Source organism: Pseudomonas nabeulensis (genome assembly GCF_004682045.1).
In the GTDB taxonomy this organism is placed as follows: domain Bacteria; phylum Pseudomonadota; class Gammaproteobacteria; order Pseudomonadales; family Pseudomonadaceae; genus Aquipseudomonas; species Aquipseudomonas nabeulensis.
In genome coordinates this window covers 1-20,085 of record NZ_QUZT01000068.1, presented here as the reverse complement: position 1 = coordinate 20,085, position 20,085 = coordinate 1, and the positions used below count along the sequence as shown (strand labels likewise).

The window sequence follows — 20,085 nt, the reverse complement described above, 5'->3', positions numbered from 1 at the left end:
GCACAATTCGGGTTTATAGTGCCAGACGGCAAAATAACAGACGTCCCCCCAGGGATGAACTCGACCCCCTACGGAGCGCGCAATGCAGACTTGGTACCCGCAGATCAAACCCTACGCCCGGCACGATCTGGCCGTCGATGACACCCACACCCTGTACGTCGATGAAAGTGGCTCCCCCGAAGGCTTGCCCGTCGTATTCATCCACGGTGGCCCCGGCGCTGGTTGTGACGCCCAGAGCCGCTGCTATTTCGATCCCAACCTGTACCGTATCGTCACCTTCGACCAGCGTGGTTGCGGCCGCTCCACACCGCGCGCGAGTCTTGAGAACAACACCACCTGGGACTTGGTTGCCGACCTTGAGCGCATTCGCGAGCATCTGGGCATCGACAAGTGGGTGTTGTTCGGCGGCTCCTGGGGCTCGACCCTGGCCCTGGCCTACGCGCAAACCCATCCCGAGCGCGTGCATGGCCTGATCGTGCGCGGCATCTTCCTGGCGCGCCCGCAGGATATCCACTGGTTCTACCAGGAGGGCGCGAGCCGTCTGTTCCCGGATTACTGGCAGGATTACCTCGCGCCGATCCCGCCGGAAGAGCGCCACGACATGATTGCGGCCTACCACAAGCGCCTGACCGGCAACGACCAGATCGCCCAGATGCACGCGGCCAAGGCCTGGTCGGGCTGGGAAGGGCGCATGCTGGGCCTGTGCCCGAGCCCGCAGCATGTGGAGCGTTTTTCCGAGCCGCAACGCGCGCTGTCGATTGCGCGGATCGAGTGCCACTACTTCACCAACAATTCCTTCCTCGAGCCCAACCAACTGATTCGCGATATGCACAAGATCGCCCACCTGCCTGGCGTAATCATCCACGGCCGCTACGATATGATCTGCCCGCTGGACAACGCCTGGGAGTTACACCAGGCCTGGCCCAACAGTGAGTTGCAGGTGATTCGCGAGGCCGGTCATGCCGCGTCCGAGCCCGGCATCACCGATGCCTTGGTGCGTGCGACCAGCCAAATGGCCCGTCGTTTGCTCGACCTGCCGCCTGAAGAAGCATGAAGGGCCTGTTGCAACGGGTGCGTGGCGCCCGGGTCGAGGTAGACGGAGAAATTGTCGGGGCGATAGACCAGGGTTTGCTGGTGCTGGTGGCCGTTGAACCTGCGGATACTCCCGAGAGCGCCGACAAACTCCTGCACAAGCTGCTTAACTACCGGGTGTTCAGCGACGACGAGGGCAAGATGAACCTGTCGCTGAAGGACGTGGAGGGCGGTTTGTTGCTGGTGTCGCAGTTCACCCTGGCGGCAGATACCAAGAGCGGGCTGCGGCCCAGCTTCTCCACAGCGGCCCCACCGGCCCTGGGAGCGGCGCTTTTCGAGCATTTGTTGTTACAAGCGCAACAATTGCATGGCAAGGTGGCGTCAGGGCGTTTTGGCGCGGATATGCAGGTGCATTTGGTCAATGATGGCCCTGTGACCTTCCTCCTACAGACCTGATTGTATGAAAAACGACTTTTAATGCCTAAAAACGCAGGGTTTCACTACAAATACTTCGTTGTCCCTGATGCGTTGTCTCGCGGGCTACTAGATAATCGCGCGCTACGGGGATCAGCGTTGTTTGGTCCATTTTTGACTTAGGTAGAGACTTGTCCGACAGCCTCAGGGGAATCATTTTGACCCAGGGGAGTCGGAACAATGCTCGCCAACCTGGCATATAGATAGCTGGCCGTTGGTTTTTTGATCTGTTTTCGGCGAGGGTTGCTCGTGATTGTTAGTCCCTGTAATGCACCAAAATTGTCTGCCAAACGGTTACGAAACGCACTGGTGACGGGCTCCGCCCTGTTTTGCCTGTTCGGCGCGAGTCAGCTGTGGGCATTCAGTCTGGATGATGTGTCGGCCAAGGCAAAAGAGCTGGCCGGGCAGAAATACGAAGCTCCGCGCAGCAATCTGCCGAACGAATTCCGCGAAATGAAGTTCGCTGACTACCAGAAGATTCGTTTCCGCAACGAAAAAGCCGAGTGGGCCGATCAAGACACTCCGTTCAAGCTGTCCTTCTATCACCAGGGTATGCACTTCGATACACCGGTGAAAATCAATGAAGTCACCGCCAACAGCGTCAATGAAATCAAGTACGACCCGACTCGTTTCGATTTCGGCGATGTGAAATTTGATCCCAAGGCCACCGAACAGCTGGGTTATGCCGGTTTCCGTGTGCTGTACCCGATCAACAAGGCCGACAAGCAAGACGAAATCATGACCATGCTCGGCGCCAGCTATTTCCGCGTCGTCGGCAAGGGCCAGGCGTATGGCCTGTCTGCCCGTGGCATGGCAATCGACACGGCACTGCCGTCCGGCGAAGAGTTCCCGCGTTTCACCGAGTTCTGGATCGAGCGTCCAAAGCCGGGCGAGAAGCAATTGGTGATCTTTGCCTTGCTGGACTCCCCGCGTGCCACCGGCGCCTATCGCCTGACCCTGCGCCCGGGCACCGACACCATTGTCGACGTCAAATCCCAGATGTACCTGCGTGACAAGGTCAGCAAGCTGGGCGTTGCCCCGCTGACCAGCATGTACCTGTTCGGCGCGAACCAGCCTTCCAAAGTGCTGAACTACCGCCGTGAGCTGCACGACTCCAGCGGCCTGTCGATCCATGCCGGTAATGGCGAGTGGATCTGGCGTCCGTTGAACAACCCTAAACACCTGTCGGTCAGCAACTTCACCGTCGAGAACCCGCGTGGTTTCGGCTTGCTGCAACGCGGTCGCGATTTCAGCCACTACGAAGACCTGGACGACAACTACGACAAGCGCCCAAGCGCGTGGATCGAGCCTGAGGGTGACTGGGGCAAGGGTTCCGTCGACCTGGTAGAGATCCCGACTGCCGATGAAACCAACGACAACATCGTTGCGTTCTGGAGCCCTGCAGAACTGCCAGAAGTCGGCAAGCCACTGGACGTCGCCTACCGCCTGCACTGGACCATGGACGAAAAGTCCCTGCACGGGGCCGACAGCGCCTGGGTCAAACAGACCCTGCGTTCCACCGGTGACGTGAAACAGTCCAACCTGATCCGCCAGCCAGACGGCAGCGTGGCCTACCTGGTGGACTTCGAGGGCCCGTCCCTCAAGGCCCTGCCTGCGGATGCCGCCGTGCGCAGCCAGGTCAGTGTTGGCGACAACGCCGAACTGGTCGAAAACAGCGTGCGCTACAACGAGCACACCAAAGGCTGGCGCCTGACCCTGCGCATGAAGATCAAGGACGCGGGCAAGCCGACCGAAATGCGTGCCGCGCTGGTGCAGGACATTCCGAAAGCCGAGCCTGAAAAAGTCTCGAGCCAAGTGCTCAAGGCCGACAAAGTGCTGGCCAAACAGCACGAGAAGCAGGCCAAGAAAGACGCGAAAGAAGCGAAAGACAAGGAAGCCAAGCAGCCAGAAGCTGCCCCTGCCACGACGCCGGAGCCGGAAAAGACCGAAAAAGTCCTGACCGAGACCTGGAGCTACCAGTTGCCTGCCGATGAGTAATTCTCAAGTCCAGCCAGAAACTCTGTCCGAGTACCTGGCGCATCTACCGATGAGCGCTGAGCAGCGCGCCGAACTGGCGGGCTGCACATCCTTCACCGAGTTGCACGAGCGCCTGTCGTCGAGCACCTTCGACGCGCCTGCCGACGCTGCCCAAGCGTCGGTTGGCCGCCGCTTGAGCCTCAGCACCGCCGAAGAGCTGCAAGACGCTGAAATGCTTGCGCTGGATGCCGCAGGTCGCGTGTGCCTCAAGGCCACGCCGCCGATCCGCCGTACCAAGGTGGTGCCCGAGCCTTGGCGCACCAATATCCTGGTGCGCGGCTGGCGCCGGATGACCGGTCGTACCAACCCGCCGAAGCCGCCGAAAGACGAACGGGTATTGCCCGCCGCACGCTGGCGTACCGTGGGTTCGATTCGCCGCTACATCCTGCTGGTGCTGATGCTCGGCCAGACCATCGTCGCCGGCTGGTACATGAAAGGCATCATGCCGTACCAGGGCTGGTCGCTGGTGGACTTCGACGAAATCCGCAACCAGACCCTGCTGCAAACCGCCACCCAGGTACTGCCGTACGCCCTGCAAACCAGCATCCTGATCATGTTCGGGATTTTGTTCTGCTGGGTTTCGGCCGGTTTCTGGACGGCGCTGATGGGCTTCCTGGAGCTGCTGACCGGTCACGACAAATACCGCATCTCCGGTAAAAGTGCCGGTGACGAGCCGATTCCGAAAGACGCCCGCACCGCATTGGTCATGCCGATCTGCAACGAAGACGTGCCCCGAGTCTTCGCGGGCTTGCGCGCGACGTTCGAGTCGGTGGCCGCCACGGGCGACCTGGATCGCTTCGACTTCTTCGTGCTCAGCGACAGTAACGACGCCGACATCTGCATCGCCGAACAGCAAGCCTGGCTCGACGTGTGCCGTGAAGCCGGTGGTTTCGGCAAGATCTTCTATCGCCGCCGTCGCCGTCGCGTAAAGCGCAAGAGCGGCAACCTCGACGACTTCTGCCGTCGTTGGGGCGGTGACTACAAGTACATGGTCGTACTCGACGCCGACAGTGTGATGAGCGGCGAATGCCTGACCAGCCTGGTACGCCTGATGGAAGCTACGCCGGATGCCGGGATTATCCAGACCGCGCCGCGTGCGTCGGGCATGGACACCCTGTATGCGCGCATGCAGCAGTTCGCCACCCGCGTGTACGGCCCGCTGTTTACCGCTGGCCTGCACTTCTGGCAGCTGGGTGAATCCCACTACTGGGGTCACAACGCCATTATCCGCATGAAACCGTTTATCGAGCACTGCGCCCTGGCGCCGTTGCCAGGTAAAGGCGCGTTTGCCGGTGCGATCCTTTCCCACGACTTCGTCGAAGCTGCGTTGATGCGCCGTGCCGGCTGGGGCGTGTGGATTGCCTACGACCTGCCGGGCAGCTACGAAGAACTGCCGCCGAACCTGCTGGACGAACTCAAGCGTGACCGTCGCTGGTGCCACGGCAACCTGATGAACTTCCGCCTGTTCCTGGTAAAAGGCATGCACCCGGTGCACCGTGCGGTGTTCCTGACGGGCGTGATGTCCTACCTGTCGGCTCCGTTGTGGTTCCTGTTCCTGGTGCTGTCCACGGCCTTGCTGGCGGTTAACACGCTGATGGAACCGCAGTACTTCATGGCGCCGCGCCAGTTGTACCCGCTGTGGCCGCAATGGCATCCGGACAAGGCGGTGGCGCTGTTCTCCACCACCATCGTGTTGCTGTTCCTGCCCAAGTTGCTGAGCATCATCCTGATCTGGGCCAAGGGCGCGAAAGAGTTCGGCGGCAAGTTCAAGGTGACCTTGTCGATGTTGCTGGAGATGCTGTTCTCCATGCTGCTGGCGCCGGTACGGATGATTTTCCACACCCGTTTCGTCCTGGCCGCGTTCCTCGGCTGGGCTGCCACTTGGAACTCGCCGCAACGTGACGACGACTCCACGCCCTGGAGCGAAGCGATCAAGCGCCACGGCCCGCAAACCCTGCTGGGCTTCCTGTGGGCGTTGCTGGTGGTGTGGTTGAACCCAAGCTTCCTGTGGTGGCTGGTGCCGATCGTCGGTTCGCTGATGCTGTCGATCCCGGTCTCGGTGATCTCCAGCCGCGTGAAACTGGGCCTCAAGTCCCGCGACGAGAGCCTGTTCCTGATCCCTGAGGAATACAACCCGCCGCAAGCGTTGCTCTCCACCGAGAAGTACACCCACGAAAACCGTTGGCATGCGCTTAACGACGGTTTTGTGCGTTCGGTGGTCGACCCGCAGCAGAACGCCCTGGCCTGTGCCCTGGCGACCTCGCGTCACCGTGAGGCGGAGCCCATCGAGTACCTGCGGACCGAACGTGTTCGCCATGCGTTGAAGGTCGGCCCTGCCGGTCTCAACAACAACGAACGCGTAGCCTTGCTCAGTGACCCGGTGGCCCTGGCTCGCCTGCACGAGCAGGTCTGGAGCGAAGGTCATGCCGAATGGCTGGCCGCCTGGCGTGAGTCGATCAAGTCCGATCCGCACGCGCCGTTGCTGCCGCTGCAACCGTTGACTCCCCAGGCCCAACCGGCCTGATTCAGACACCCCCGAGGGCTCGCCTCGGGGGTGTTTTGAACGCTGGTCCTACAGCGTTTTCAAACCCTTCTTATCAGACTTAACTTCTTGTTATTTCGAAACAAAAGACCTTTGTTCGAAGCGTTTTCCCGTGCCTGTGGCTCGGTTAGCATCGCCCCCCACATTTGACACAGCGCGGGGGATTCATGAGCAAAAGGTGTGGTTCGTTACTGCTGATCGGCGTTGTCGCCTGGTTATACGGGGGGCTGTTGTATGCCGGTGCGCTGGATGATGCCGTGCAGCGCGGCACATTGAGGGTCGGCACGACACCGATCTACGTCCCCTTCGAAATGACCAATAAACAGGGCCAGATTGTGGGCTTTGAAGTCGATTTGCTGCGGGTCATGAGCCGTGCTTTGGGCGTCGAATTGGAACTGGTTGCGGTGCCTTATCCCGAGTTGCTGCCGGGATTGAAGGGGGGGAAGTTCGACCTGATCGGCAGCGGTATGACGGTCACCCAGGAGCGCAACCTCAAGTTGAATTTCAGTGATTCGTTCATCGTGGTCGGCCAGAGTGCGCTGCTGCATCCCGGCCTGGCGGGTAAAGTTGCCAGTATCGAAGACCTCGACGATGCCGGTTATCGGGTGGCCACTGTCCAAGGCACCACCGGCCAGGCGGCGGCTCGGCGGTTTTTGGGAACCGCCCGCCTGAGCGCCTTCGCCACGCCGGAAGAGGGCGTGCGCCAGGTAGTGGAGGGCAAGGCTGATGCGTTTATTCACGACGCACCCTATAACCTGATCGCCGCAAGCCGTCCGGAGAACAGCACGCTGCTGGCGCTGGAACAGCCCTTCACCTTCGAGCCCCTGGCGTTCGGCCTGAAAAAAGGCGATTACGACAGCCTCAACTGGATCAACCATTTCCTCAACCAGATTGCCCAGGACGGCACCTACGATCGGTTGCATGACAAGTGGTTCAAAGACACCGACTGGATGGCGGAGATGGATTGAAATTCATAACTGCTTACACATCCGCCAAACGGTGGCCGGGCGTGCACAAGCGTCTACTGCTGCGCTTTGCCGCAGCGGAGTAGGGCTTTTCCGACATACGCAGACAACAAATACCCGTGAAACCTTTGTGACAAGCAACGAGTGGGTTAGGATCGCACCCCGAAATGGTGCAGCCCTTTTATGCGCCGACCTCATAAGAAACGTTCAGGGGACTTGATGATGAAAAAGTATCTTTCGATGCTGCTGCTCGGCGTCACCGCGCTGGTCGCGGCCAATGCGGCACAGGCCGGTGCCATCGATGATGCGGTCAAGCGCGGCACGCTGAAAGTCGGCATGGATCCGACCTACATGCCGTTCGAAATGACAGACAAGCGCGGCGAGATCATCGGCTTCGAAGTCGACATCCTCAAGGCCATGGCCAAGTCCATGGGCGTCAAGCTGGAGCTGGTCTCCACCGGTTACGACGGCATCATCCCGGCCTTCCTCACCGGCAAGTTCGACATGATCGGCAGCGGCATGACCCTGACCCAGGAACGCAACCTGCGCCTGAACTTCAGCGAACCGTTCATCGTGGTCGGCCAGACCCTGCTGATTCGCAAGGACCTGGAAGGCACCATCAAGTCCTACAAAGACCTGAACGACGAGAAATACCGCCTGACCTCCAAGCTGGGTACTACCGGTGAGATGGTCGCCAAGAAACTGATCTCCAAAGCCAAGTACCACGGCTACGACAACGAGCAGGAAGGCGTGCTGGACGTGGTCAACGGCAAGGCCGATGCCTTCGTCTATGACGCACCGTACAACGTGGTTGCCGAGAAGAAAGTCGGCAACGGCAAGCTGGTGTTCCTGGACGAACCGTTCACCTTCGAGCCTCTGGCGTTCGGCCTGAAAAAAGGCGATTACGACAGCATCAACTACATCAACAACTTCCTGCACCAGATCCGTCACGACGGCACCTACGATCGCATCCATGACAAGTGGTTCAAGAGCTCCGAGTGGCTCAAGGACATGGAATAAGGCTTTAGACCGAGTTGCCTGTATCGCAGGCAAGCCAGCTCCCACATTTGACTGTGTTCGCAAATCAAAATGTGGGAGCGGGCTTGCCCGCGATGGCGGCCTCACAGGCAACAAAAATCCCGGAAAGTGAAATGAAACAGAAAAAAGCCCAATGGCCCTGGCACCTGCTGACCGTGGTCGTGCTGGTCGGCCTGGCCGGCGCGTTGTACTACGCCACCTCGCTGATGTCCTACGAGTGGCGCTGGAACCGAGTGCCGCAGTACTTCGCCTACCAGGCTGAAACGTCCCAGCGCGCAGCGGATATCTCCACGGTGGTTGAGCTGGTACGCAACGGCGATGTGGCCGAAGTGACCCTGCGCAACGATGCGGGTGTCGAGCAAAAGCTCACCGTGGCCGACAACAGCCTGCAAGTGGCACGCGGCGACGATGTGGCCGAAGGCGACGTGGTGGGCGTCACCCGGCATTGGGCGCTGGGGCCGCTGATGTGGGGCTTGTGGACCACGCTATGGCTGTCGGTGGTGTCCGGCATCCTGGGCTTGGTCATTGGGCTGGCAACCGGCTTGTGCCGCCTGTCCAGTAACCCGACGTTGCGGGATCTGTCGACGATCTACGTCGAACTGGTGCGCGGCACGCCGCTTCTGGTGCAGATCTTCATTTTCTATTTCTTTATCGGCACGGTACTCAACCTGTCACGCGAGTTCGCCGGGATCGCCGCGCTGTCACTGTTCACCGGTGCTTATGTGGCTGAGATTGTGCGCGCCGGCGTGCAGTCCATCACCCGTGGCCAGAACGAAGCCGCCCGCTCCCTGGGCCTGAGTGCCAGCCAATCGATGCGCCATGTGGTGTTGCCGCAAGCGTTCAAGCGCGTGCTGCCGCCGCTGGCCGGGCAATTTATCAGCCTGGTGAAAGACACCTCGCTGGTCTCGGTGATCGCGATTACCGAACTGCTCAAGAGCGGCCGCGAAGTGATCACCACCTCGTTCTCGCCGTTTGAGATTCTGTTCTGTGTGGCAGGCCTGTACCTGCTGATCAACCTGCCGCTGTCGAAAATGGCCAGCCGGCTTGAGCGGAGGCTCGCACAAAGTGATTGAAGTCCGCGATCTGGTAAAAGTCTTCGACACCCGTGGCCATGTGGTGCGCGCGGTCGATCACGTGACCACTCAGGTAGCCAAGGGTGAGGTGCTGGTGGTGATCGGCCCGTCCGGTTCCGGCAAGTCCACCTTCCTGCGCTGCCTCAATGGCCTGGAAGAGTTCGATTCGGGTTCGGTGAGCATCGACGGCCTGCAACTGGCCGACCCCAAGACCGACGTGAACGCCTATCGTCGCGAAGTCGGCATGGTGTTCCAGCACTTCAACCTGTTCCCCCATATGACCGTGCTGGAAAACCTGTGCCTGGCGCAGAAGGTTGTGCGCAAGCGCGGCAAGAAAGAGCGCGAGGCCAAGGCTTTGGCACTGCTGGAAAAGGTCGGCATTGCACAGAAGGCCAACGAGTTTCCATCACGCTTGTCCGGCGGCCAGCAGCAACGTGTCGCGATAGCCCGCGCCTTGGCGATGGAACCCAAGGTGATGCTGTTCGATGAGCCCACTTCGGCACTCGACCCGGAAATGGTCGGCGAAGTGCTGGACGTGATGAAGACCCTGGCCCTGGAAGGCATGACCATGGTCTGCGTCACCCACGAAATGGGCTTTGCCCGCGAAGTGGCCGACCGCGTGCTGTTCTTCGATCACGGCAAGCTGTTGGAAGACGCGGCCCCGGCCGAGTTCTTCGATGCGCCGAAGGATCCCCGGGCCCAGGCCTTCCTGCGTCAGGTCCTATAACTTGAACTTGCCGACCAGGGCCTGCAAGTCCAGGCTCAACCGGCTCAACTGAACACTCGCCGCAGCCGTCTCCTCACTGGCCGCGGCGGTTTGTTCAGACACATCCCGTACCTTCAATACACTGCGATTGATCTCTTCGGCCACGGCGCTCTGTTCCTCGGCGGCGGCGGCGATTTGTGGGTTCATTTCCTGGATGATCGCCACGGTACGGGCAATCGCGGCCAGCGCCTCGCCGGCATCGTTGGTGAGGTTCACACTGTGATCGGTGAGGCTCCGGCTGCTGTCCATGACTTCGACGACGGTCTGAGTACCGCTGTTCAGACCCTGGATCAATTGTTCGATTTCTTCGGCGGACTCCTGGGTGCGCCTGGCCAAACTACGGACCTCGTCGGCCACCACGGCAAAGCCCTCACCGGCGCTTCCCGCACGCGCAGCTTCGATGGCGGCATTCAACGCCAGTAGGTTGGTTTGTTGGGACACTGATTTGATCACGTCCAACACACTGCCAATTTTTGCGCTTTCCTGCTGCAGCATGGTCATTGCCCGGCTGGAACGGGCCATTTCGCTGGCAAGTTCACCGATCTGTTCGACCGCCTCTGCAACCACTCTGTCGCCTTCGATGGCTTGGCGGTCGGCCTCGGCAGCTGCGACCGACGCTTGTTCGGCATGCCGGGCAACCTCCTGGGCGGTGGCGAGCATTTCGTTCATGGCCGTGGCGACTTGGTCGGTCTCATCTTTCTGGTGATTGATCCCGTCGCGTGTTTTCTCGGTGACGGTGGATAATTGAGCAGCAGCACTGGTGATCTGTCGGGCGCTGTCGCCGATACCGCTGATCAGGTGGCGCAGGTTATGGGTCATCTGGGCAATGCTTTGCTGCAACTGGCCGAGTTCGTCGCGTCGTTCAACCTGGGTGCGGTGGCTCAAGTCGCCTTCGGCGATGCTGTTGGCGGTCGCCAATGCCTTGCGCAACGGTCGCACGATCTGCCCGGCGATCCACCAGGCGGCCAGGCTGCCGAGCAGCAGGGCAGCCAGGGTGACACCCATCAGCAATGTGCGGGTCTGCCGTGCTTCGTTGTCACGTTTTTGCGTTTGGCCCTGGCTTAATTCGTCGCTTTGCTCAACCAGTTGGTTGAGCTGTTGTTCGAAGCGGTTCTGCACCGTCTCGGCGTTCAGCTGTGCCTCCTTCAGCGCCGAGAGCTGATTTTGATACGCCGCCAGGTCGCTCTTGAGCAAGGTCGAGTCAACGGGTAGAGCAATGACGGCGTTCAGCGCCATCTGCAACGCATCGAGCGCCTTGCTGACATTCAGTGCATAAGCTTCCAGCGATTCGCCGGACCACGCAGGCGTTTGGGTACGGTCCTCGGCCTGGCCGATTGCCTGGCGCAGGTTTTCGATAGCGGCCAAGGCCTTTTCATCTTCCTGATTGGGGAGTTCACTGGCCAGTTGGGCCAAAGTGTCTCCGACTTGCAGGGCGGTTTTTTTCAACGGCGTGCGGGTGTTTTCCCGGCGCTCTATCAGCGGTGGAAGCTCTGCCAGTGCAGCCTTGAAGCTATCGACCAAACGCCTCGCGTCCTGAACACGCTGCAGATCCGCCTGCGCCTTGAGGCTGTGGGAGAGATAGGTGAGGTGTTGTTCGATCTTTTCAACCTGGGTGGCCATCTTGCCCAGGCTGGAGGTGTCGCTGAGGGTGCGGTACACGATGCGATCAGCGCGCATGGCCTCTGCGACCACGGCCAACTGCCCCAGCACCGTCAGGTTGCTCGAGCGGTTGAGCACAGCGTTCAGGGCCTGCCAGCCCGTGCCTGCAATGACAAGACTGAGGATCAGCACCTGGCCGAAGCCCAGGACCAGTTTAAGCGTGACGCTGGCGTTACCCAGCAGACGGGTCAGCCGACGAAACATGGGGAGCCTCCAAATCAGCAATAGCGTTCAGCGCAAACGCTAATTTGATTTGGCGGCGATTGGGGAGGGCGAGGGATGATAAACGTGTAGGAAACTTCACAAGTTGTAGGCTCGCGACGACCTGGTGGGGTCGTCGCGAACGCTAGGTCAAACGCGGAAACGTCCGACCAGGGTTTGCAGATAGATCCCCAGGCGCGCCAGTTCGGCGCTGGAAGCAGCGGTTTCTTCACTGGCCGAAGAGGTCTGTTCCGATACATCACGGACATTCAGCACGCTGCGGTTGATCTCTTCCGCCACGGCGCTTTGCTGCTCGGCGGCGGTGGCGATCTGCGAGTTCATCGCCTGGATGGTCGAGACCGTGCGGGTGATATTGCCCAGCGCACTGCCGGCGCGGCGGGTCAGCTCGACGCTGCTGTCGGTGAGGCCACGGCTGTTATCCATGATCGCGGCCACCTGCTGGGTGCCGTTTTGCAGGCCGACGATCAGCTCTTCGATCTCTTCGGTGGACTTCTGGGTGCGTTGGGCCAGGCTGCGCACTTCATCGGCCACTACCGCAAAGCCGCGCCCGGCTTCACCCGCCCGTGCCGCTTCGATGGCCGCGTTGAGCGCCAGCAGGTTGGTTTGCTGGGCGACGGATTTGATCACATCCAGCACGCTGCCGATCTTGTCGCTTTCGCGCTGCAACTCGCCCATGGCGACGGTGGAATGGCCCACCTCGGTCGCCAGACGCTCGATCTGGGCGATGGCTTCGCCCACCACCTTGTCGCCCTCACGGGCCTGTTGGTCAGCCGCTACGGCGGCCTCAGAGGCTTCCTCGGCGTTGCGCGCCACTTCCTGCACCGTCGCCGCCATCTCGTTCATCGCGGTGGCGACCTGGTCAGTCTCGACCTTCTGGCTGTTAACCCCTGCGCTGGTTTGCTCGGTCACGGCGGACAGTTGCTCGGCAGCGCTGGCGATCTGGGTAACACCGTCGCTGATCCCGCCGATCAGTTCGCGCAGGCCCACGCTCATGCTTTGCATCGCGCGCTGCAACTGGCCCAGTTCGTCCTGGCGCAAGGAGTTGAGGTTGTGGCTCAAGTCGCCCGACGCCACGCGTTCTGCGACCTTGAGGGTCTGGTTCAGCGGAATGATGATCTGGCGAGTGATGGCCCACGCGGCGACCATGCCAAACACCAGCGCCAGCAAAGTGGACAGTAGCAGGACGTTCTTGGCGTTGGCGGCATCGGTGTCGCGCACGACGGTTTGCGAGACCGTCAATTTGTCACTGTGGCCCAGCAGGATATCGCCCTGGGCGGTCATGGTTTTAAGGGCTGCGGCGCTGGCAACCTGAGAGTCACGGTACTGACTGACGGCTGCGCGATAGGCTTGCAGCGAAACGCTGGCCTGCTGCAAGTTGCTCGAATAGGTGTCCGGTAGCTGGCCGTTGAGACTGGTGATTTTCTTCAAGGCGTTGTCGATGGCATCCAGGGCAGGTTGCTCGGCTTCGACCTTGCCGCTGTAGGTGTAGCCGCGCACCTGGAAGCGTGCTTGCTGAATCAGCTTGCTCAGGTCCACCACGCTGTTGAACTGGGTGACGCTGTCGCCTTGCAGCAGGGCTTTTTCGATTTCGTTGATCTTGGCCACCGCATTGTCAGCGGTGTCGCCCAGTCGGCTGCGTGCGTCTTCGCGGCTGACGCCGGCCTGGATCATGGCACTGAATGCGCGCTTGTACTGGTCCACGGCGGCCAGTTGCTCGTCGATCAGGGCGATGTCGGCGGGTTGTTCGATCAGGCTGCGCGCAGTTTTCAGGCCGCTGTCCAATTTGTTCAGCAGGTCGCTGACAGCGCCAGGGCCTTGCTCGCCACGGCGCATTTCATAGTCCAGGCGCGCCAGGCGCAGGTCTTTGGTCAGCCCGTTGAGGCTGGAGATAAACCCCAGTTTGTCGCCGCGACTGATCACATCACCCAGGCCACTCCAGCCGGTGAACGTGATCATCAGTGTGAGTAGCAGTACCAGGCCAAAACCCACGCCCAGCTTGGACTTGACGCTGACATTCCCCAGCTTTTCGGCTAACCAACGATACATGCGGCGATCTCCCCTGGAACAAGGCTTGGACTTATTCAAAGAGTATCGGCAGCGTAGGTTGAATCTGTAGGAGCGCGGTCAAGTGTGGGAGGGGGCTTGCTCCCGATAGCGGAGTGTCAGACACATACTTGTCACTGACTTACCGTAATCGGGAGCAAGCTCCCTCCCACATTTTGATTTGGGTTTACCTTTGAGATTTGAGTTAGAACAACCGCGCGAGCAGGGCGGTTACAGCGGTTTCGACCCGCAGGATGCGCGCGCCGAGCTGTACCGGTTGCATGCCAGCCTTGGCCAGCAAGTCGACCTCATAGGGAATCCAGCCGCCCTCCGGCCCAATCGCCAGGGTCACCGGTTCATCCAGCCCGCGCGGGCAGGCTGGGTAATCGCCGGGATGGCCGATCAGGCCCAGGGTGCCGTCAACCATCGCCGGCAGCCGGTCTTCGACGAATGGCTTGAAGCGTTTCTCGATGATGATTTCGGGCAGCACTGTATCCCGGGCCTGTTCCAGGCCGAGAATCAATTGCTCGCGAACCGCCTCTGGCTCCAGGAACGGCGTTTGCCAGAAGCTCTTCTCGACGCGGTAACTGTTGACCAAGACCACCTTGGGCACACCCATGGCCGCCACGGTCTGTAGCACCCGGCGCAGCATCTTCGGGCGCGGCAGGGCCAGCAGCAGGGTCAGGGGCAGTTTGGCCGGTGGCGGTTGGTCGAAGCTCACGTGCAGCTCGGCCTCGCCCGCCTCCAGGCGCAGCAGTTGCGCATTGCCCATCAAGCCACCGATACGCCCGACCCGCAGGCTGTCGCCGACAGCGGCGCGGTGGACCTCCTGCATGTGCACCAGGCGCCGGTCACGCAGCACCACGCGATCGGCCGCAATAAAGTCGGCCTCTTCAAGGAGCAGCAGGTTCACGGCTGGGTCGCTGGCGGCTGGTCGTCTTCGGGTTGGTCGTCCGGATGGTCGCCGCGCTTGCTGATCAGGCCGCTGAACAGGATGCCGATTTCGAACAGCATCCACATCGGTACGGCCAGCAGGGTCTGGGAGAAGATGTCCGGCGGCGTCAGGATCATGCCGACCACGAAGCAGCCGATGATCACGTACGGACGGATCTTCTTCAGGTACTTCACGTCGACCACGCCGATCCATACCAGCAACACCACCGCCACCGGGATTTCAAAGGCCACGCCGAAGGCGAAGAACAGCGTCATCACGAAGTCGAGGTAGCTGGTGATGTCGGTCATCATCTCCACACCGGCCGGGGTGGCGGCGGCGAAGAATTTGAAGATCAGCGGGAACACCAGGAAGTAGGCGAATGCCATGCCGGTGTAGAACAGCAGGATGCTCGACACCAGCAACGGCACCGCGATGCGCTTCTCATGCTTGTACAGGCCCGGCGCGATAAAGCCCCAGATCTGATGCAGGATCACCGGGATCGCCAGGAACAGCGAGACCATCATGGTCAGCTTCAACGGCGTAAGGAATGGTGATGACACATCGGTGGCAATCATCGTCGCGCCCGCCGGCAGGTACTGGCGCAGGGGCGTGGAGACGAAGGTGTAGATCTGCTGGGTAAAGGCGAACAGCCCGGCAAAGATGATGAAGATGGCCGCTACGCAACGCAGCAGGCGGGTACGCAACTCGGTGAGGTGCGAGACCAGTGGCATATGCTGGTCGTTTTCCGGTTTATCAGCGCTCATGGGGCTCGCGGCGGCAATGTAGGGTCATGGGGCGCGGGCGACGCAGCGGGCGTCGGCGCAGGCTCGGTTGGAACGACGGGCGGGGTCTCGACCACGGGCGCGATGCTCTGCTCGGCCACAGGCTCCACCGGTTTGGCGGGCGCCTGGTCCGGGGACAGGATCTTGCGGGCCTCTTGCTCCAACGACAGGATATGTTCGTTGTGTAGTTGGCGGCGGATCTCGTCGGCGCCGATTTCCCGTTCAACTTCCTGTTTGATCGCATTGAAACTGCGTTTCAGGCGCCCGATCCACAGGCCGGCCGTGCGTGCGGCACCGGGCAGGCGTTCCGGCCCCAGTACCAGCAGGGCCACGAGGCCGACGAGCAGCAGTTCAGAGAAGCTGATACCAAACATTAGTCAGTGCTCACGAGTCTTTGCGGGTCGGCTCTTCGACTTTTTCAGCCTGTACGTCGAAGGTGCGACGCTCGGTGATCGGCTGGGCGGCCTGCGGGTGCACAGGTTGAGCTGGCGGCACCGGGTTCGCGACCGGGTCGGCCGGTTTTTCATCGTCGTTCATGGCTTTGCGAAAGCCTTTGATCGACTCGCCGACGTCAGTGCCCAGGTTCTTTAGTTTCTTGGTGCCGAATACCAGTACTACCACCACCAGAATGACGATCCAGTGTTTCCAGTCAAAAATGCCCATGCTGCAATTCCTCTGTGAAAGTTAGTCAGGCGGACGGGCGCGAGGCTTTCTCGGCATGCCCGGACAAGCCAAAGCGACGGTCCAGTTCATCCAGCACCGCCTGCGGATGCTGCCCCAGTTGGGCGAGCATGACCAGGCTGTGGAACCATAAGTCAGCGGTTTCGTAGATCACATCGCTGCAGTCACCGCTGATTTGCGCGTCTTTGGCGGCAATGATCGTCTCGACGGATTCTTCGCCGAGCTTTTCCAGAATCTTGTTCAAGCCCTTGTGGTACAGGCTGGCGACATAGGAGCTGTCGGCGTCCGCGCCTTTGCGGTCCTCCAACACCTGGGCCACACGGTTCAGGGTATCGCTCATGTTCAGTGTCCTGCCGAATAGATAGCGTGCGGGTCTTTGAGTACCGGCTCGACGATCTTCCACTCGCCGTTCTCGAACACGCGGTAGAAGCAGCTGTGACGGCCGGTATGGCAGGCAATGCCGCCGATCTGCTCGACCTTGAGGATCACCACGTCGGCGTCGCAGTCCAGGCGCAGTTCGTGCAGGGTCTGCACATGCCCGGACTCTTCGCCCTTGCGCCACAGTTTGCCACGGGAACGTGACCAGTAAATGGCGCGCTGCTCAGCGGCGGTGAGGCTCAGGGCCTCGCGGTTCATCCAGGCCATCATCAGCACGCGCCCGGTCTTGTAGTCCTGGGCAATGGCCGGCACCAGGCCGTCACTGTCCCATTTGATTTCGTCCAGCCAGTCTTTCATGTTCGGCTCCGGCAATTTGCGACAGTGTATAACCGGATTGGCTATCGACGCACGATCAGATAAACACCCACGGCGACCATGATGCCAGCCGGCCAGTGGCCCAGTTGATTCAACGGCCCGCCAATCGCCAGCATCACGCCGCCTACCAGGTGGGCAGCGCCCAGCAGACGCAGGAACCAGTCATCCTTGCGGCGATGCCACGGTGGCGGTGGATCCTTGGCGTGGGGCTGGGACATGCGCTCCAGCAGGTCGCGGGTCATATTCGCCAGGTGCGGCAATTGTTCGAATTGGCTGTGCAGGTTGCCGATCAGGGTCTTCGGGCTGACCCGCTCACGCATCCAGCGCTCCAGGAATGGCTGGGCGGTATTCCACAGGTCCAGGTCCGGGTACAGCTGGCGGCCCAGGCCCTCGATATTCAGCAGGGTTTTTTGCAGCAATACCAACTGCGGCTGCACTTCCATATTGAAGCGACGCGCCGTCTGGAACAGGCGCATCAGCACCTGGCCAAAGGAGATGTCTTTCAGTGGTTTTTCAAAGATCGGCTCGCACACGGTACGAATGGCCGCTTCGAATTCATTGAGCTTGGTCTCGGCCGGCACCCAACCCGAATCGATGTGCAACTGCGCCACGCGACGGTAATCGCGCTTGAAGAAGGCGAACAGGTTACGTGCCAGGTAGTCCTGGTCTTCCGGGGTCAGGCTGCCGACGATGCCGCAGTCGATGGCGATGTACTGCGGGCTCCACGGGCTGACGGTGCTGACGAAGATGTTGCCCGGGTGCATGTCGGCGTGGAAGAAACTGTCGCGGAACACCTGGGTGAAGAAGATCTCCACGCCGCGCTCGGCGAGCATCTTCATGTCGGTGCGTTGGTCGGCCAGGGTGGCAAGGTCGGTGACCTGTACGCCGTAGATGCGCTCCATTACCAGCACTTTGGGGCGGCACCAGTCCCAATACACCTGCGGCACGTACAGCAGCGGCGAACCTTCGAAATTGCGCTTGAGCTGGCTGGCGTTGGCCGCTTCGCGCAACAGGTCGAGTTCGTCGTAGATGGTTTTTTCGTAGTCGGCGACTACATCCACCGGGTGCAGCAGACGCGCATCGGCGCTGAAACGTTCGGCGGCGCGGGCGAGGATAAACAGCCACGCCAGGTCCTGGCCGATGATCGGCTTGAGGCCGGGGCGAATCACCTTCACCACCACTTCTTCGCCGGTCTTGAGCTGCGCTGCGTGCACTTGTGCCACGGAAGCGGAGGCCAGCGGTTCGACGTCGAAACGGCTGAACACCTCGCTGATCTTTTTACCCAGCTGTTCCTCGATGAGATTCATCGACAACTTGGGGTCGAACGGCGGCACACGGTCCTGCAACAACATCAGCTCGTCGGCGATGTCTTCGGGCAACAGGTCGCGACGGGTAGAGAGGATCTGCCCGAACTTGATAAAGATCGGCCCCAAATCCTGCAATGCCAGGCGCAGGCGCGCGCCACGGCTCAGCTCGAGCTTCTTGCGCGGCAGCCAGCGCCACGGCAGCACATAGCGCACCGCCAGCAGAAACCACGGCAGGGGCAGGGCGAACAGCAGGTCATCGAGCTGGTAGCGGATTACGACGCGCTGGATACGAAACAAACGGCGGACGGCGAGCAGCTTCATGCGTTATCGCTTGGATCAAGGGAACGGCTCAGGCGCTCGAAGCGTGCCTCAAGGCGTTCCAGGTCGATTTTGGCCTTGTCGAGTTCACGAAAGCGCGCCTGCGCTTCCCGTTGTCCGACCAGGGTGCGCGATTCTTCGCTCAGGTATTCGGCGAGGTTCTGGTTGAGGCTGGCGAACCCCTGTTGGTACCAGCGCGAACGGCTGCGCAGGTGCCCGCTGATCAACTGGGTGGCCACCGGGCCGACCCAGCGTGACAGCTCGTATTCCCAATCCAGCTCCAGGTCTTGCAGCACGGCGGCCAGGTCCATCAGCACCGAACTGTCACCTTCCAGTTCCACTTCGGCGCTGTGCAGGATCGCGGTCTTGTTGCGGCTCAGGGCCAGGTGCAACAGGCTCGAAGCCGGAGCGCGCAGGGTGCAGTCGGCGTCGGCGGCCCATTGCGTCGCGAGCATCAGGCCTTCATCGCTGGGCAGGATAAACAGCTGCAAGGCGGGGCTTGTGCAGTCCACGGCAATGACTTTGCCGTTCAGGTGCGCCAGCCGCGCCAAGGCGGTACTGTCCAGGCGCAGTACACGGTTTAGGCCGTGTTCGACGCTGGCGAGAAGACCCTGGAACAGCATCAGGGCTTGATGCCGCGGTGCAGGGCGACGATGCCGGAGGTCATGTTGTGGTAGGTCACGCGGTCGAAACCGGCTTCTACCATCATCGACTTCAGCGTCTCCTGGTCCGGATGCATGCGGATCGATTCGGCCAGGTAGCGGTAGCTCTCGGCGTCATTGGTGATCAGCTTGCCCATCAGCGGCATGAAGGCGAAGGAATAGGTGTCGTAGACCTTGGACATGATCGCGTTGGTCGGCTTGGAGAACTCCAGCACCAACAGGCGGCCACCCGGCTTGAGTACGCGCAGCATCGAGCGAATCGCATCTTCCTTGTGGGTGACGTTGCGCAGGCCGAACGCGATGGTTACGCAGTCGAAATGGTTGTCGGGGAACGGCAGCTTTTCAGCGTCGGCCTGGACGAATTCGATATTGCCGGCCACGCCCTTGTCGAGCAGGCGGTCACGGCCGACCTTGAGCATCGAACCGTTGATGTCGGCCAATACCACCTGGCCGGTAGGGCCGACGAGCTTGGAGAACTTGGCTGCCAGGTCGCCGGTACCGCCGGCGATGTCCAGCACACGATTGCCGGTGCGTACGCCGGACAGCTCGATGGTGAACCGCTTCCACAGGCGGTGCATGCCGCCCGATAGGACGTCGTTCATCAGGTCGTACTTGGCCGCGACCGAGTGGAACACCTCAGCGACTTTTTCCGCCTTTTGGCTTTCCGGGACGTTCTTGAAGCCGAAGTGAGTGGTGGGTTCGGCATCGCTGCCTTTGCGCTGATCAGTCATATCGCTGTCACCAAAAGAGAATGCGGGACATGATAATCCCCAAGGCCTAGTTTGTCTTGGCAAGCC

The 20,085-nt window shown here is 60.9% G+C and carries 19 protein-coding genes and 1 pseudogene; 8 read left to right on the top strand and 12 right to left on the bottom strand.

What is annotated here, in order from left to right:
* Positions 1 to 82: 82 nt before the first annotated feature.
* From pip to DYL61_RS25900, 8 genes are all read left to right on the top strand, one after another.
* A complete protein-coding gene (gene pip / locus DYL61_RS25935; RefSeq protein WP_135310703.1) occupies positions 83 to 1,054 on the top strand; it encodes a prolyl aminopeptidase in 972 nt (323 codons plus the stop codon).
* A complete protein-coding gene (gene dtd / locus DYL61_RS25930) occupies positions 1,051 to 1,488 on the top strand; it encodes a D-aminoacyl-tRNA deacylase (protein ID WP_135310702.1) in 438 nt (145 codons plus the stop codon). The genes pip and dtd overlap by 4 nt, the downstream gene beginning before the upstream one ends.
* Before the next feature lie 324 nt (positions 1,489 to 1,812).
* Positions 1,813 to 3,504 (top strand): glucan biosynthesis protein G, encoded by a 1,692-nt coding sequence (locus DYL61_RS25925; RefSeq protein WP_238704609.1) that lies wholly within the window; start codon positions 1,813 to 1,815, stop codon positions 3,502 to 3,504.
* Positions 3,497 to 6,067: a glucans biosynthesis glucosyltransferase MdoH gene (gene mdoH, locus DYL61_RS25920; RefSeq protein WP_135310700.1), complete on the top strand. Its 2,571-nt coding sequence runs from the start codon at positions 3,497 to 3,499 to the stop codon at positions 6,065 to 6,067. Before DYL61_RS25925 ends, mdoH begins: the two co-directional genes overlap by 8 nt.
* A gap of 185 nt (positions 6,068 to 6,252) precedes the next feature.
* A complete protein-coding gene (locus tag DYL61_RS25915; protein ID WP_135310699.1) occupies positions 6,253 to 7,053 on the top strand; it encodes a transporter substrate-binding domain-containing protein in 801 nt (266 codons plus the stop codon).
* Positions 7,054 to 7,272: 219 nt separating this feature from the next.
* Positions 7,273 to 8,070 carry a transporter substrate-binding domain-containing protein gene (locus tag DYL61_RS25910; RefSeq protein WP_135310698.1) on the top strand — a complete coding sequence of 266 codons (798 nt, stop codon included), beginning with the start codon at positions 7,273 to 7,275 and terminating at the stop codon, positions 8,068 to 8,070.
* A gap of 131 nt (positions 8,071 to 8,201) precedes the next feature.
* Positions 8,202 to 9,161 (top strand): amino acid ABC transporter permease, encoded by a 960-nt coding sequence (locus DYL61_RS25905; RefSeq protein WP_135310697.1) that lies wholly within the window; start codon positions 8,202 to 8,204, stop codon positions 9,159 to 9,161.
* Positions 9,154 to 9,888 carry an amino acid ABC transporter ATP-binding protein gene (locus DYL61_RS25900; protein ID WP_017738829.1) on the top strand — a complete coding sequence of 245 codons (735 nt, stop codon included), beginning with the start codon at positions 9,154 to 9,156 and terminating at the stop codon, positions 9,886 to 9,888. Before DYL61_RS25905 ends, DYL61_RS25900 begins: the two co-directional genes overlap by 8 nt.
* Here the strand turns inward: DYL61_RS25900 and DYL61_RS25895 are convergent.
* From DYL61_RS25895 to ubiE, 12 genes and pseudogenes are all read right to left on the bottom strand, one after another.
* Positions 9,883 to 11,790 carry a methyl-accepting chemotaxis protein gene (locus DYL61_RS25895; protein WP_135310696.1) on the bottom strand — a complete coding sequence of 636 codons (1,908 nt, stop codon included), beginning with the start codon at positions 11,788 to 11,790 and terminating at the stop codon, positions 9,883 to 9,885. The two genes, DYL61_RS25900 and DYL61_RS25895, sit on opposite strands and share 6 nt — an antisense overlap.
* A 147-nt stretch (positions 11,791 to 11,937) precedes the next feature.
* Entirely contained in the window at positions 11,938 to 12,651 is a 714-nt protein-coding gene (locus tag DYL61_RS31990) for a methyl-accepting chemotaxis protein (RefSeq protein ID WP_420825091.1), read from the bottom strand.
* Between the two features lie 144 nt (positions 12,652 to 12,795).
* Positions 12,796 to 13,764: pseudogene (locus DYL61_RS31985) on the bottom strand (methyl-accepting chemotaxis protein); the annotation flags it as partial.
* A 292-nt stretch (positions 13,765 to 14,056) separates the two neighbouring features.
* On the bottom strand, positions 14,057 to 14,764 hold the full coding sequence (locus DYL61_RS25885; protein WP_135310694.1) for a 16S rRNA (uracil(1498)-N(3))-methyltransferase: 708 nt from the start codon (positions 14,762 to 14,764) through the stop codon (positions 14,057 to 14,059).
* The gene (tatC, locus tag DYL61_RS25880; protein WP_105695032.1) at positions 14,761 to 15,549 is read right to left on the bottom strand and encodes a twin-arginine translocase subunit TatC; all 789 of its coding nucleotides are present in this window, start codon (positions 15,547 to 15,549) and stop codon (positions 14,761 to 14,763) included. The genes DYL61_RS25885 and tatC overlap by 4 nt, the downstream gene beginning before the upstream one ends.
* On the bottom strand, positions 15,546 to 15,941 hold the full coding sequence (gene tatB, locus DYL61_RS25875) for a Sec-independent protein translocase protein TatB (protein WP_135310693.1): 396 nt from the start codon (positions 15,939 to 15,941) through the stop codon (positions 15,546 to 15,548). The genes tatC and tatB overlap by 4 nt, the downstream gene beginning before the upstream one ends.
* A gap of 10 nt (positions 15,942 to 15,951) precedes the next feature.
* Positions 15,952 to 16,230, bottom strand: coding sequence for a twin-arginine translocase TatA/TatE family subunit (locus DYL61_RS25870; protein WP_105695034.1), 279 nt, complete (start codon positions 16,228 to 16,230; stop codon positions 15,952 to 15,954).
* Between the two features lie 25 nt (positions 16,231 to 16,255).
* The gene (locus DYL61_RS25865) at positions 16,256 to 16,588 is read right to left on the bottom strand and encodes a phosphoribosyl-ATP diphosphatase (RefSeq protein ID WP_003209299.1); all 333 of its coding nucleotides are present in this window, start codon (positions 16,586 to 16,588) and stop codon (positions 16,256 to 16,258) included.
* 2 nt (positions 16,589 to 16,590) lie between these two features.
* Positions 16,591 to 16,983 carry a phosphoribosyl-AMP cyclohydrolase gene (hisI, locus tag DYL61_RS25860; protein WP_135310692.1) on the bottom strand — a complete coding sequence of 131 codons (393 nt, stop codon included), beginning with the start codon at positions 16,981 to 16,983 and terminating at the stop codon, positions 16,591 to 16,593.
* Positions 16,984 to 17,024: 41 nt separating this feature from the next.
* Positions 17,025 to 18,629, bottom strand: coding sequence for a ubiquinone biosynthesis regulatory protein kinase UbiB (gene ubiB / locus DYL61_RS25855; protein ID WP_135310691.1), 1,605 nt, complete (start codon positions 18,627 to 18,629; stop codon positions 17,025 to 17,027).
* Positions 18,626 to 19,249 (bottom strand): ubiquinone biosynthesis accessory factor UbiJ, encoded by a 624-nt coding sequence (locus tag DYL61_RS25850; protein ID WP_135310690.1) that lies wholly within the window; start codon positions 19,247 to 19,249, stop codon positions 18,626 to 18,628. Before DYL61_RS25850 ends, ubiB begins: the two co-directional genes overlap by 4 nt.
* Complete coding sequence (gene ubiE / locus DYL61_RS25845; RefSeq protein ID WP_017738839.1) at positions 19,249 to 20,019, bottom strand: bifunctional demethylmenaquinone methyltransferase/2-methoxy-6-polyprenyl-1,4-benzoquinol methylase UbiE; 771 nt, start codon at positions 20,017 to 20,019, stop codon at positions 19,249 to 19,251. Before ubiE ends, DYL61_RS25850 begins: the two co-directional genes overlap by 1 nt.
* Positions 20,020 to 20,085 lie beyond the last annotated feature (66 nt).